This window comes from [Phormidium] sp. LEGE 05292 (assembly GCF_015207735.1).
Classification (GTDB): Bacteria; Cyanobacteriota; Cyanobacteriia; order Cyanobacteriales; family Aerosakkonemataceae; genus Floridanema.
Genome location: NZ_JADEWG010000035.1, coordinates 22,563 through 35,744 on the forward strand (window position 1 = coordinate 22,563; position 13,182 = coordinate 35,744).

Below are 13,182 nucleotides of genomic sequence, written 5' to 3' on the forward strand. Positions count from 1 at the left end.
CAGCCGCAATTGAGATGATGAATGTGCATAAATCCTCGGTTATAGAAGAAGGCAGAAGGCAGAGGGCAGAGGGCAGAAGGTAATACTGAGATCTTGCACCTGCGTTTTAGCCCGCCCGGAAATCAATTCCTTAGCTAATAGCTCAAGTCCATTGAAATGGACTGGAAACTTTTGAATCCTAAGTATTTAGTCCTCTGGTTCTCCAACACTCATGGTGATAAGTAAACCTAATTAATTAGGAAGTGCTTATTCCATAAGAAATCCCAGTCCCGTAGGACAGGCATCTTGCCTGTCATCCTCAGTCCCCAGTCCCCAAAAGTAAGGGAGAACCGGATTTCTTATTACTTGTGAGCAGAACCCGGTTCAGTCAGTTGGCGGTGCTGTTCGGCATTGACGGTATCAGGTAACACCTTACTGACATTGCCCTGAATTTTGGTTTTCAGCGAACCTGCAATCACGGCATCTTTACCTGCCATCAATGCCTCAAAACCTTGTTTAGCGACCTGTGCGGGGTCATCCTTTTCGTTTGCACCAGCCTTGGTGTCGTCCATCCCTGCACGGTGGAAGAAGTTGGTGTCGGTTGGCCCTGGCATCAGTGAAGTAACGGTGACACCTGTATCTTTTAACTCATTACGTAGTGCCTCAGAAAAGGATTGGATAAAAGCTTTAGAGGCAGCGTAGACTGCTTCAAATGGCCCAGGCATGAGGGCAGCAATGGAAGAGGTGAAGAGAATCCGACCTTGATTGCGATCGATCATATCTTTAACTACCCGTTTGGCAAGATGCACAGTGGAGACGACGTTGAGGTTAATCAAATTCAACTCGTCTTTGAGGTCTGTCTCACGGGCAAAGTCACCGCCTACGCCAACACCTGCATTAATAGCGATCGCATCTACTGGTCTACCTGTTGCTTGAATCTGGTTGTAGAGTTTTTCAACTCCATCATAAGTAGCTAGATCGGCTTCTACTGTTTCAACTTTAGTACCCAATTCTGCCAAAGCGTGCGCTGCTTTATTGATGCTATCTCCGGTAGCTGTAATCAGCAAGTCAAAGCCATTTCGAGCAAACTGTTTAGCAAGTTCGTAGCCAATGCCGTTAGAAGCACCTGTAACCACAGCCAGAGGGCGAGAAAACGAATTGTTCATAATTATCCTGGGGGACTTTCGACTCCTACAATGTTAGGGAGGGGTTTGTGCGATCGCGTCTTGCTTTAGATGTATCGCTGTGGTGTGTTTTGCAGTTTACCCAGATCTTGCACAATCTCAATTAGACCTGAAAAACCATAAAATTTTGCTCATGAATTTTGAACAAATGGATCAATTAACTCTTTGGGAATTCGATTGCGATCGATGTAACTGTTAATCTCATCTTGATATTAAGTTAAGGGAATTTCAGCCAAGTTTTGTTATAGATGGGCTGCTATAATTCAATTTAGTTGAGAATATAGTAACATGAATCATCCACTTTTGCAGCGAATTACGATCGATCTAAATATCTGTCATGGCAAACCTTGCATTAGGGGATTGCGTTATCCGGTTGAATTTATTTTAGAGTTACTGAGTGCTGGGATGAGTATTGAGGAAATTTTAGCAGATTATGATGATTTAGAACGGGATGATATTTTAGCAGCTTTAGTATTTGCTACTCGGTTAACTCAGGTGAAAAGTATTTATAAAATTGCCCAATGAAGTTTCTTGTAGATGCTCAATTACCAGTGCGTTTAGCCCGGTTTCTCCAAGCGGCTGGTTATGATACGATTCATACCAGAGATTTGCCATTAAGCAATGCAACACCTGATACTGAAGTTAACTCTATTTCAATTCAGGAATCGCGAATCGTTATTACTAAAGATTCAGATTTTTTTGATAGCTTTTTAATCCATCAAGAACCTTATAAGTTACTTTTAGTGACAACTGGCAATATCACAAATGCAGAACTTGAGGCGTTGTTCCAAAATAATTTACCTCAGTTAGTTCAATTTTTTACTCAGCACTCGCTAATCGAAATGAGTCGCACCGCACTCATTATACATCAATAATTTTATTTTGTTTCGCGTCTTTCCCTAGATGTATCGCTGTGGTGTGTTTTGCAGTTTAACTGTTGCTTGCATCATGGTTCAATTGCAATTTTATCTGGCAAATTAACCGCTAATCTCGACAATACTTTCACCTTCTTGCAATAATCTTAAGGCATTAGGAAAAGTTTGGATGAAAATTTGGCGAAGATTTCTATTTGTGACGTTTCCACAAGTTACCCAGAGAATTTGCGGTGGAATTCCCAGGCGAGTTACTAGATCAACAAAATCGCTATCTTTAGTCATAATCACAGCATTAGCAGTACGGGCAGCTGCAAAGATTTCTGTATCTTGGGAATCTCTTAAGCCTAAATCCTTAATAGCAATAGCATTTACCCCAAAAGTAGCAGATAACCAAGCTGCTATACTCGGTGGAAGTTGGGCATCAATCCAAATATTCATGCTGTGATTCTAGGAAATTCAGTACGGCGTGCTGCGAACAACAAACAAGCTTGAATATCTTCAGCTTCTAGGTCGGGAAAATCTGCTAAAATTTCTTCTTTGCTGACATTATCAGCCAACATTTCTAAAATATCACTAACTCGAATTCGCATTCCTCGAATACAAGGTCTACCCCCACATTGCCCAGGATTTTGGGTGATGCGATTAAGTAAAGGAGAAAGTTGAGTCATATTTAAATTGCAATTTGTTGGAACATCTAAATTGTAGTATTGTGATTGAAATGGAGATGCGATCGCTTTTACGAGGACAACAAATTCTTTCTTGCCGTTTTTGGTTAAATATTCTGGGTGTAATTCGATCGTCATTCTATTCATCCTCCATCCTCCGAAACTGATATAATATTAGAAAAGACTTCCGGCAGCATGGCGGGAATACTTCCCGATCGGAAATCTTTAATATTGCGAGTAACGATATAATCTACCCATACACCCGCCGCCGCCCCATAAGTAACCCCATCTTCAAAATCCTTAAAGCCACTGGAAAAAGCAGAGCGAATTACTGCATCTGTTACGCCAGCAGTTACCATTTTAGACATCAAATTCATCAGCACTTCTCGACTTTTCTCGTTTCCCAAATGTCTTCTCAGTAAATAGAAGATATTCGTAATACTATGTCCGGCTATATATCCTTCTACTTTACCTTGTCCAACCGCATCAAGTGCTAAAGCGGAAGCTGCGAAAAAAGGCTGTCTTTCTAATAAAACATCAAGCACGACATCGCTATCAAATAACACTCGTTTCACTGATATTTTTCTTCTAGATAATCGATATATTCTTCGCGTAAAGCTTCATCATTTGGGATTTCTCCAGTTGCTTTGATCGCTCCCACTAAGCTTTGAGTCCATGTACTCAATTGCAAAGGTCGATCGGGTTCTGGTAGATGTTCAAAAAATTCTGCTACCGCTTCAGAAAGGGAAACATTACGCGATTTTGCCCAGTTTTTTGCTTTAGCAATTAAGGTTTCATCTAGGCGTAAGGTGAGTTTTGTTTGCATATAATAATATTTGACGTATACTATATATATTATAGTACGTCATAAATAGATTTTTGTTTAAGTTTTTAGTCGGTTTTAACCGACTTTTGCTATTAGCCCGGAAATTGATTTCCGGGCGGGTGTGGGCGAAATTTATTTTAAATAGTTCTTACTGTGATAATTCCAATTGTTTCTTTACTTCTGCTAATTTGCTTCTATCTGCTCAATTGCATTGTCAGCCATTTTAACATATTCATCGAGTTCCAATTTTTGAAATAGTTGACGAGACTTGAGAAAAGCAACAATTGCGTCTGATTTTCTATTTAATTCTGCTAAAGCATTGCCTAAATTAAACCATGTATTTGCTGTTACTCTTGTTGTTACTATCTTAGAGTAATTATGACTAATTTCTAATTGCAGCTTATAAAACTTAATGGCTTGTTTATATTTTCCCAAATAGAAGTAAGTATTACCTAAATTTCCATAAGAATATGCTAGACCATCTAAATCACCTTTTTTATAAAAGATTTCCAGAGATTGCCTACCGCAATGAATTGCTTGCTTATACTGTCCAATATCGTTATAAATATTGGCTAAATTATTGAATGAATTAGCTATACCTCTGCTATCAGATATTTTCTGTTTTACTTTCAAAGATTGATGATGAGAATCAATCGCCTTATGATATTCTCCAAGCCAGTAGTAAGCATTGCCTATATTACCCAGGGAATATGCTTGACCTTTGCGATCGCTAATCTCTTGATAAATTTTCAGCGAATTTTTATGGTAGTCAATTGCTAGGTAATATTCTCCTAAAAACTCATAAGAATTGCCTAACGAAGTTGATACTGCGGCAAATCGCAATTTATCTTCTTCATTAATGGGTTCCCAGGAATTTATTAACTTGCTGTACATTTCAATCCGCAGCTTGCTGTAACCCTGTAAATTCAAGAAATCATTGCAAGCAAAATTACCACATCGATCATAGATAACGTCGAACGCTTCTCCATATCTTTGCAACTGACAAAGATGATAAAAAATTTCCAAATATTCCCTTACATCCTCAAGCGTTTCCCAAGGCTGCGGTTTCACCTGCGACTTATAATGATCGATCGCTATTTCATGTGCAGCACTTAAATCCGTTCCTTGCTTTTGCAAATATTCCTGTACCAAAAACTGAAATTTGTAATAGCCTTTAACTTCAGTTTCCAGCAACAAAGAACGGTTGTATAATTCCCGCAAAGCCTTCACAATTGCCAAAGAGATCCCCCCTAGCCCCCCTTCAAAAGGGGGGTTTCCGATTTCTTCTAGCCCCCCTTGGTAAGGGGGGTTGGGGGGATCTTCCAACATCCTCCCCGCCGCCCGAAAATCAAACGGTTGGCGATAAACACTCAAATTAACCAAAAAATTCTGCTGTTCCTGACTCAAACGTTGCAAATGCTGTTCCAAAATCCACTCTAACCGCGCATCCTGCTTATCCCGATGCACACCTTCCGCCTGATGGTATACCAAATCAAACTGCTGTAATCCCAATTCCGCCACACCACTTAGCTGAGAATGGCAGTATTGCCGTAAAAAACCAGCCACCAGCTGCAACGTTAGGGGGTGTCCATCCACACTCGCCGCCAAAGCTGCCAATTCCTCAACCGTTCCCTGAATCTCCAACTTTTGCAACAATTCCGCCCCATCGCTGGGAGTCATCCCCGCCAAAAGATACCAATTCTTTTGTGCTTGCAACAGTTTCGGCTGTTCCTGGGTAGTCAGCAACAGGGTACTGGTGTCTCCCTGCTGCAACCAGCGACTAAACAATTGCTGGTAAGCTGAATCTGGGAACTCTCGCGCCTCATTCAGCAGCGTTTCCAAATTATCAATTACCAGCAAACACCGTTGCTGACGCAGACATTTCAGCAAATCGTTAATCAATTGGGTAGTGTCGCCTGTCTGGGTAACGTTTCCCCCCAAAGCTGGGATCGTTTTTTCCGCAAATGCGGCAAAATCCGGCTTTTGGCTGACATCCGCCCAGTATTTAGCTGCAAAGCTAGAGTTTTGGTAGAGATAAGCCGCTAGGGAAGATTTGCCGATTCCTCCCAAACCTTGTATCCCAATTGTTTTAATATCGGGATCTGCCAACCATGTTTGCAGTTCTTCAATTTCCTTTTTTCGCCCCACCCAATCTTTCAGACTCGGCGGCGTGTCGATGAGGTTAACGGAAGTAGGACGATTTTGGCTACCAGAGAGTCAGTGATGGTGATGAACATCGCCAAACTGTACATTGTCAGCCTTTACATTCTCAACTTGGTAGCCTTTGGCGTTATCCCGAATAATCTGGATTTTCCATTTGTCTTCCGTTGTGCTGAGGTTAATTTCTTGGTTGATTTGTTGCGCTATAGCCTGAATTTCCTTTGCAAATACGGCATCTCTAACCATTGCCTCATCGAGAAACTTAGCCACCTGCGCTATATTAGGCTGGGATGGATTTTTCTCAACCTCAATTAAAGCCGCTTTCGCTTCTGAGTTACCTTTCAACTTATTCCAAATCTTTTTACGCAAAGGTTCTACTTTAGCTAAACCTGCCTCAATACCTTTGCCAAACACAGTTTCTACTAATTTGCCAAAAGCGATTTCCACAATCTTTGCTGCCAGGATTTCCAGTGACATAAATTTTAAACTTAGAGATAATCGTCTCTATTTTAGTCTACGCCCTTAGTGTCTGTCTGTCGGCTTAACTTTGATTATCCCTGTTACGCGAGGTGATTCATCAGAAAGTTGAAGAAAGCAAAGTTGTGGGGAGAAATGCGACGATGAGAGCATTTCGTAATTGGGTAAGAGAGCATTTATAAAACGGAAAACTGAGCTAAGACTTGGCAAATTTCCAACTTATATCATGTCCGGCTAATCAACCTTAATATCCTTAATCCGAAACCCTGTAGAGACGTTGCATGCAACGTCTCTACATTATGGGTAATCGACCGGACATGATATTAGGGGAAGGGAACATCACTTTAACAACGGTAAGATAAAATGGATATCAAGTCATCTGAGGAAGAAACCATGAACCTTCCACTTGCAAACTTATATGAAACTGATTTTTACGCTTGGACTCAAAAACAAGTCCAGTTATTGCGTCAGCGTGACCTAAACAATCTTGATATTGACAATTTGATAGAGGAAATAGAATCTTTGGGTAAACAAGAAAGGCGAGAATTAGTAAATCGGCTAATAGTTTTAATCGCACACTTACTAAAGTGGCAATATCAAACCGATCGCAGATCTAGAAGTTGGTATTTAACCATTCGTGAACAACGTTGTGCAATTCGTCAACTTTTAAAAGATAATCCTAGTTTAAAGCCTTATTTACCAGAAGCAATCGCAGAAGCTTACGAACGTGGGGTGATTTTAGCTGCTAAGGAAACAGGTATAAAACTTCGAGACTTCCCTTCTGAAGTTTCTTATCAGCAGGAACAAATAGAAAACCCGGACTATTTGCCAGGAATTCAACTTGATTCTGATGAAGACTTGCTTAATTAATTTCAAAGATTGTAGAGACGTTGTATACAACGTCTCTACAAGGGTTCGAGGAAATTGATAATTGCGAGGCAGGAATTTGAGTAATCATAATCTAAAGTGAGGATGGGATTCGCACGCTTTCAGATTAACAAACCTCCGATTTATTCGTTAGTATTTACTGGTGTTTCTTGTGCTGGTGGGGTAGTTGGAGGAACGAACGATCGCCAAAGTCCATAACCTATTAAACCCAACGCTGCTAAAATTGCTAAAGTTGTCAATACTGTTAACCAAGTACCCTGTTTCACGGTTTGCACATCAACTGTTTCCCCTGCTTCTGGCTGAGTAGCTGGCGAATACAATAATGCTTTAGAAGCTTCTGTTAGTTCAGTTTCTACGGGATATGCAGCAGTTGGGAGTTCTGCTTCTACTTTTTTGGGTTCAAATAGTGCAGGTGGTTCGGGAGAAAGTAAACAACGGGTGAGTACGATCGAAGTGTTATCATGCCCATTTTTCTCATTAGCTAAGTCAATCCAAGATTGCACCGCAGCTTCTAAAGAAATCTTATTTTTTAACACAGGTTTAGCAAATTCCTGCCAAGATTGTTCTACTGTGTTTCGATCGCTCAATCCGTCAGAACATAATAATAAAATCCCATCTTCTTCTAAAATAAATCGCCCAATTGTAGGACGCAAAATTTGCGCTTCTCGCGTTCCTAATGCTTGAGTTAAAGCACCACCATCAACTCGTCGCAATGCTTCTCGATAAAGACTGCGCCCTAAACGTACTTCCCTAGTTGCGACATCATCATCTATGGTTAATTGCTGACAATAATCAGCGGTGATCCAGTAAACTCGGCTATCTCCAACACTGGCAATATAAAGTTCGTGGGCATTTTCTAAAACTGTGCCATCTGGTTTATTAATCTTTTGCGGTATTTGCAATCCCATGACTAAAGTTGTTCCCATTCTTTGGCGCATTTCTCGCCCTTGGGAATCATTTTGTTTCGCAATCAGGTCATTGACTACACGAATAATTGCGGTGAGTTGTTCGCAGATAATATTTGGGGGGACTATTTCTGGTTGTTGGGCTATTTCAATTAATAATGCTCTCACTTGTAATTTCAGGGTTTGCAATGCCATTAAACTGGCAACTTCGCCGCCTTCATGTCCGCCAATACCATCACAAACTAAGGTAAAATTAGGAATTAATAAGTCGTTAGGTGGCTCTGTTAGCGATCGCAAATCTGCTTCTGTAGGATAACAAGAATCTTCGTTGCTGGAACGCATTGGCCCTTGGTCTGTACCGCCAGCTACTTGTAATCGTAGGGGAAGTTCGGCGGCTTTTTCTAACAATAACTGATTTAATTCTAAAGAAATTTCGTCTAAAGATTTTTGCGGATTGCCAATTTGTTGCCAAATTTGTTCTAATCTGCCTAAAACTGATGGATGAGCGCCAGCAATCCATTCTAACCAACAATCACACAAAGCTGTTAAACTTGGTTGAGGATAGGTGGAAATGGTCCGATCGCTAAATAGTTGCAACAGCCTAATTCGCCAGCCTTGCACGCGGATATTTTCAGGTATTAGTAAACTTGATGCTACTCCTAATTCTGATAGGGGTGTCCACAATTGGAGAATTTGCCACAGCCAATAAACTTGTCTGATTGCCTTGGTGTGATGCCATTGTTCTACAATAGCAGGGTAGAGATTGCCTTCAGGATCGATCGGCACATTTTCTAGCAAGATCACTTCTGCGGTGTTTGGTTCTTCCCCTAAAACAGCTACACCATAAACTTCGGGAATATGAAGACGCTGGGGAAATAAGCGCAGATAGGGAATAATTTCTTCTGGTAATTCTTGGGGAACGTAGGGCGGTGCTTCTGGTTGCGTATCCAGCCAAATTTGCGGTGCAATTACTTGATACCTATCGTTTATTAGCACTCCAGGAGAAATTTGGGCGGAAACTGGGTCAGATGCCCAAAGATAACGATTCATTGACGGCTGGGAACTATTCATAGAACTTCTTGAATAAAATAGATTTAGATAATGAACTACCCCGCCGTATAGACGGACGGGGTTTCTGAAATCCCATCCGACTTCCGACAAGATTTTTGACGTTTCATTTGCCCAAGTTGCTGCATTGAGCCAGTATGCTTACGCTTTCGGGTCAAATTAGTAGAGCTTAGACATCCGCAGTCTTCGAGGCTCGTTCCAAACCCCGGTTGCGCCTTTGTTGCAACATTATACATAACCATCACAGAACCTTTATCACGAGGTATTTCAAAACCACAAGCATCGCAGATATGATATCGATTCGATAACTCTGCCCAATGCTTGTGGACAACTCCGCATTCAGGACAACGCTGTGATGGTTTTATTTGTTTTGTAGGTAGTATCAACATCAACCCTCCCTTCTGCTCAATTTTGTAGGCAATCATTTTATTGAGCGCCCCAAAACCAACAGAAAGGATAGATTTATTCAATCCGGCTTTTTGTTTTTTGCGTTTACTACCTTTCTTAGCTTTGCGCGTCATACCCTTAGTATTAAGCTGCTCTGTCACACCGATGTCATAACGACTAGCAATATCTGATGTGACTTTATGTTGCCAATTTGAACGCTGGTTGGAGACTTTTCTTTGTAGTTTAGATATTTGTTTTCTAGCTTTCTTCCAACGTCTAGAACCTTTAATTCTTTTACTCCTATTTGGGGCAACTTTCCGCCGCAAAGCCTTAGATTTCCGCTTGATTTTCTGCTCAGATTTCTGAGTAAAACGAGGGTTTTCTAATTCAGTAAACTCTTCTCCGTCATAGAGAGTTATGGCTGTTTGGGTTCCTAAGTCAAAAGCAACAATTGATTCATAACTCAAATCCGATTGAGAACCAAATTTACATTCAACAGTGGGAATATCAACAGTTATAGATGTGAACCACTGATTTCTACCTGGTTTGTACGCAATGGTTAAAGTAGTAGGAATCCCCCACTGTTTAGCTTTACCACGCATTTTGATCGTAATACCTAAATCGTTGAGGGTAACGCTACCATGTTTGCCATTGCTATTAACTTTCCATCCAGATTTAGCTGGATAACTCCAGCCGGAATAATTACGAATTGATTTGAACTTAGGTAATCTTCTTAATCCTTGAAAGAATCCACCATAAGCTAAATCAACCCGTTTTACAGTGGCTTGCAAAGATTGAGAGTGAAGATCAGCAAATTCAACCCATTCTTTCTTGAAAGCTGGCAGACAATTCTGCTGCTCAAAATAGGTGACGGTTTTCTTGTTTGCTCTCCACTTATAACGACGGTGAGCAACGCAAGCATTGTACAAGTAGGCATGATTGCGACGTGCAACAAATAGTTGATTCTCTTGAGTTTTGTTTGGATACAGTCGAAATGTTTGTCTTCTTGTGGTCAAGCGTTACTCACCTCCTTTGTTTATGTCACTAGATATTTTCAGATACAAATCAGAGATCGAAAAGGCATTATTGGGGTAAGGCGAAACTGTCGCATGATTCCAAGTGTATAGTTTCCTGGAGTGGCGCTCCATTGCAAATAGTCAAAGATTACATTTGTAACCAATCAGGTGGCAGATGGGAAAAGTTAGGGGGTCGGACTCCCTAACTTTTCCCCGCTATCCATCCCCACCCTATAGAGGTATAGGGAATTTCGCGGTTTTGTGAAATCAGAGTGTGTCTCAAAAAGTTACATTTTCTTACGGAAAAGACATAAATAAAGTGATGTAGTCAACAAATCTTTGGATTTTTTTCCATCTTATCTGCCTCTGAGAATAATTACTTCATGTTAACTATAAAAGTACAGGCAATGAATATCAATATGCTTTTGGATGATTTATTCATGACATTAGTTGCAACTAGCAACTATTCACTACCAACTACCGAGTATCATTCGCTGATGGGATTAATCGCAACGGTAGCGTTATCGTTCACCATCAGTCCTAGTTTACTTTGGTTATTGTTTGGGGCAGGGCTGTGTTTGGTGGAATTCGTTTTACCTACAGCTTATACTGCGGTGATTATGGGAGTAGCTGCGATAATTGTAGCTTTAGTTGCTCCCTTAATGCCGTCGCCTATTTTACAGGTTATACTCTGGTTACTGCTTTCGGTAGCTTTACTTTTGCTTTTCCGTCGCTTGGCACCAAAACGGAAAACATCTGCTATTAGGGATGCAGTAGAAGCGCAAACAATCAGCGAAATTTTGCCCGGACAAACAGGAAGAGTTTTATACGAAGGGAATTCATGGCGGGCGCGTTGTAGTGATGAAACAAAAGCGATCGCACCTAATGAAAAAGTTTACGTGATCGGCAGAGAAGGCACAACTTTAATTGTCTTACCCGATAAATTGTGAAACAACAAATTCCCCAACAACAAAGAGGATAAAAAAATGGAATCATTTTTTGCTTTCATCATATTTCTAGTTTTAGGCGGTTCTGCGGTTTCAAGTACAGTTAAAGTGATTAATCAAGGGAATGAAGCCTTAGTAGAATCTTGGGGTAGATACAATGGAAAAAAATTACAACCTGGTCTAAATTTTGTGGTTCCGGTGGTCGATCGAATTGTTTATAAAGCCACAATTCGGGAAAGAGTTTTAGACATTCCCCCCCAACAATGTATTACCCGCGATAACGTTTCAATTACTGCGGATGCTGTAGTTTATTGGCGGATTTTAGATTTGGAAAAAGCTTACTACAAAGTGGAAAATCTCCAATCAGCAATGGTGAATTTAGTGCTGACTCAAATTCGATCGGAAATGGGCAAATTAGAATTAGATGAAACCTTTACCGCTCGTTCTCAAATTAATGAAATCCTCTTGCGCGATTTGGATGAAGCTACCGATCCTTGGGGAGTTAAAGTCACTAGGGTAGAATTACGAGATATTGTTCCTTCTAGGGCAGTTCAAGAATCAATGGAATTGCAAATGTCTGCGGAACGGAAAAAACGGGCGGCAATTCTCACATCTGAAGGGGAAAGAGAAGCTGCAATTAATTCTGCCAGAGGTAGAGCCGAAGCGCAAGTTTTAGATGCAGAAGCACGGCAAAAAGCGGTGATTTTAGATGCAGAAGCACAACAAAAAACCATTGTTTTAAAAGCCCAAGCGGAACGCCAGCAACAAGTTTTGAAAGCCCAAGCTACAGCAGAAGCTTTGCAAATTATCAGTAAGATTCTGCAAACTGATCCCAATGCGAAAGAAGCTTTGCAATATTTGATTGCTCAGAATTATTTAGAAATGGGAACAAAAATTGGTAGCAGCGATAGCAGCAAGGTAATGTTTATGGACCCCCGGAGTATTCCCGCTTCTTTAGAAGGAATGAAAGCTATTGTCGGGGATGTAAATAATGGAGGAGTCAAGGGAAGTTAGGAATCTAAACCAGGATTTATGGATTTACATGATAATCAGGATTGATTAATTCTGATTATCATGTAAATCCTAGTCAAAATTTCCCAGTCCCCAGTCCCTAGTACCCAGTACCCAACAAGGAGGTGAAATTTAAATGTTTGCTGTTGTGACACCAGAAAAAATTCATTTGCCTCCAGGGGCAATTTTAAGACTACCTGGGAGTTGGGAAGATTATCAAAAATTGGTTGAGCAGTTGGGCGATCGATCTATCCCCCGCATCAAATATCGACCCGGAGAAATTTTGTTAATGTCACCTCTACCTATTCATGGACGTGAAGCCAATATAATCGCAGATGTAGTCAAGGTTTTACTCGATTATTTAGAGCGAGATTACGAGGCATTTACTCCAATTACAATGGATTTGCCCGAAATTAGGGGAATTGAACCAGATTACTGTTTTTATATTGATAATTGGGCGGCTGTTGCAGGTAAACCTCGGATTAATTGGGGTGTCGATCCATCTCCTGATTTAGTAATAGAAATAGATGTGACTACTTACACTGATATAAATGATTATTTGCCCTACAAAGTGCCGGAAGTTTGGATATATAAAAGGAAAGGTTTGGTGATTTATAACTATGGGGAAGAAGGCTATGAAGTTGTCAATAACAGCCACTATTTTCCCACGATCAATATATCAGAAATTTTGGTAGAGTGTTTTCGGGTGGCTGGCGATCGCAATACCAGCACAGCCATTCGCAACTTACGGCAAAAATTAGCGAGTGAGAAATAAGCTATTACCAATTAATATC

At 40.6% G+C, this 13,182-nt stretch carries 15 protein-coding genes; 6 read left to right on the forward strand and 9 right to left on the reverse strand.

Annotated features, from left to right (window positions below; genetic code table 11):
• Positions 1 to 341: 341 nt before the first annotated feature.
• A complete protein-coding gene (locus tag IQ264_RS12385; protein WP_193981088.1) occupies positions 342 to 1,145 on the reverse strand; it encodes an SDR family NAD(P)-dependent oxidoreductase in 804 nt (267 codons plus the stop codon).
• A 306-nt stretch (positions 1,146 to 1,451) separates the two neighbouring features.
• On the opposite strand from IQ264_RS12385, the gene IQ264_RS12390 reads away from it, so the two are divergent.
• Complete coding sequence (locus IQ264_RS12390; RefSeq protein WP_193981089.1) at positions 1,452 to 1,688, forward strand: DUF433 domain-containing protein; 237 nt, start codon at positions 1,452 to 1,454, stop codon at positions 1,686 to 1,688.
• Positions 1,685 to 2,038, forward strand: a complete 354-nt coding sequence (locus IQ264_RS12395) for a DUF5615 family PIN-like protein (RefSeq protein WP_193981090.1) — start codon at positions 1,685 to 1,687, stop codon at positions 2,036 to 2,038. The genes IQ264_RS12390 and IQ264_RS12395 overlap by 4 nt, the downstream gene beginning before the upstream one ends.
• A 102-nt stretch (positions 2,039 to 2,140) precedes the next feature.
• Here the strand turns inward: IQ264_RS12395 and IQ264_RS12400 are convergent, their stop codons facing one another.
• From IQ264_RS12400 to IQ264_RS12425, 6 genes are all read right to left on the reverse strand, one after another.
• The gene (locus IQ264_RS12400; RefSeq protein ID WP_193981091.1) at positions 2,141 to 2,476 is read right to left on the reverse strand and encodes a DUF5615 family PIN-like protein; all 336 of its coding nucleotides are present in this window, start codon (positions 2,474 to 2,476) and stop codon (positions 2,141 to 2,143) included.
• On the reverse strand, positions 2,473 to 2,706 hold the full coding sequence (locus tag IQ264_RS12405; protein WP_193981115.1) for a DUF433 domain-containing protein: 234 nt from the start codon (positions 2,704 to 2,706) through the stop codon (positions 2,473 to 2,475). The genes IQ264_RS12400 and IQ264_RS12405 overlap by 4 nt, the downstream gene beginning before the upstream one ends.
• A gap of 140 nt (positions 2,707 to 2,846) precedes the next feature.
• On the reverse strand, positions 2,847 to 3,278 hold the full coding sequence (locus tag IQ264_RS12410) for a PIN domain-containing protein (RefSeq protein ID WP_193981092.1): 432 nt from the start codon (positions 3,276 to 3,278) through the stop codon (positions 2,847 to 2,849).
• Entirely contained in the window at positions 3,275 to 3,529 is a 255-nt protein-coding gene (locus IQ264_RS12415; RefSeq protein WP_193981093.1) for a DUF6364 family protein, read from the reverse strand. The genes IQ264_RS12410 and IQ264_RS12415 overlap by 4 nt, the downstream gene beginning before the upstream one ends.
• 183 nt (positions 3,530 to 3,712) lie before the next feature.
• The gene (locus IQ264_RS12420) at positions 3,713 to 5,677 is read right to left on the reverse strand and encodes a tetratricopeptide repeat protein (RefSeq protein ID WP_193981094.1); all 1,965 of its coding nucleotides are present in this window, start codon (positions 5,675 to 5,677) and stop codon (positions 3,713 to 3,715) included.
• 69 nt (positions 5,678 to 5,746) lie between these two features.
• Positions 5,747 to 6,166: a hypothetical protein gene (locus tag IQ264_RS12425; RefSeq protein WP_193981095.1), complete on the reverse strand. Its 420-nt coding sequence runs from the start codon at positions 6,164 to 6,166 to the stop codon at positions 5,747 to 5,749.
• Between the two features lie 393 nt (positions 6,167 to 6,559).
• On the opposite strand from IQ264_RS12425, the gene IQ264_RS12430 reads away from it, so the two are divergent.
• The gene (locus IQ264_RS12430) at positions 6,560 to 7,036 is read left to right on the forward strand and encodes a DUF29 domain-containing protein (RefSeq protein WP_228061488.1); all 477 of its coding nucleotides are present in this window, start codon (positions 6,560 to 6,562) and stop codon (positions 7,034 to 7,036) included.
• Positions 7,037 to 7,176: 140 nt separating this feature from the next.
• On the opposite strand, the gene IQ264_RS12435 is transcribed toward IQ264_RS12430, so the two are convergent.
• Together IQ264_RS12435 and IQ264_RS12440 are read right to left on the reverse strand one after the other, a co-directional pair.
• On the reverse strand, positions 7,177 to 9,030 hold the full coding sequence (locus IQ264_RS12435; RefSeq protein WP_193981097.1) for a PP2C family protein-serine/threonine phosphatase: 1,854 nt from the start codon (positions 9,028 to 9,030) through the stop codon (positions 7,177 to 7,179).
• A gap of 35 nt (positions 9,031 to 9,065) precedes the next feature.
• A complete protein-coding gene (locus IQ264_RS12440) occupies positions 9,066 to 10,430 on the reverse strand; it encodes an RNA-guided endonuclease InsQ/TnpB family protein (RefSeq protein ID WP_193981098.1) in 1,365 nt (454 codons plus the stop codon).
• Positions 10,431 to 10,813: 383 nt separating this feature from the next.
• Here IQ264_RS12440 and IQ264_RS12445 point away from each other — a divergent pair, with 383 nt between their 5' ends.
• The 3 genes from IQ264_RS12445 (at position 10,814) to IQ264_RS12455 (ending at position 13,163) form a co-directional block, all read left to right on the forward strand.
• The gene (locus tag IQ264_RS12445; RefSeq protein WP_322744674.1) at positions 10,814 to 11,380 is read left to right on the forward strand and encodes an NfeD family protein; all 567 of its coding nucleotides are present in this window, start codon (positions 10,814 to 10,816) and stop codon (positions 11,378 to 11,380) included.
• A gap of 36 nt (positions 11,381 to 11,416) precedes the next feature.
• Positions 11,417 to 12,391: an SPFH domain-containing protein gene (locus IQ264_RS12450; RefSeq protein ID WP_193981099.1), complete on the forward strand. Its 975-nt coding sequence runs from the start codon at positions 11,417 to 11,419 to the stop codon at positions 12,389 to 12,391.
• A 133-nt stretch (positions 12,392 to 12,524) separates the two neighbouring features.
• Entirely contained in the window at positions 12,525 to 13,163 is a 639-nt protein-coding gene (locus IQ264_RS12455; protein ID WP_193981100.1) for a Uma2 family endonuclease, read from the forward strand.
• Positions 13,164 to 13,182 lie beyond the last annotated feature (19 nt).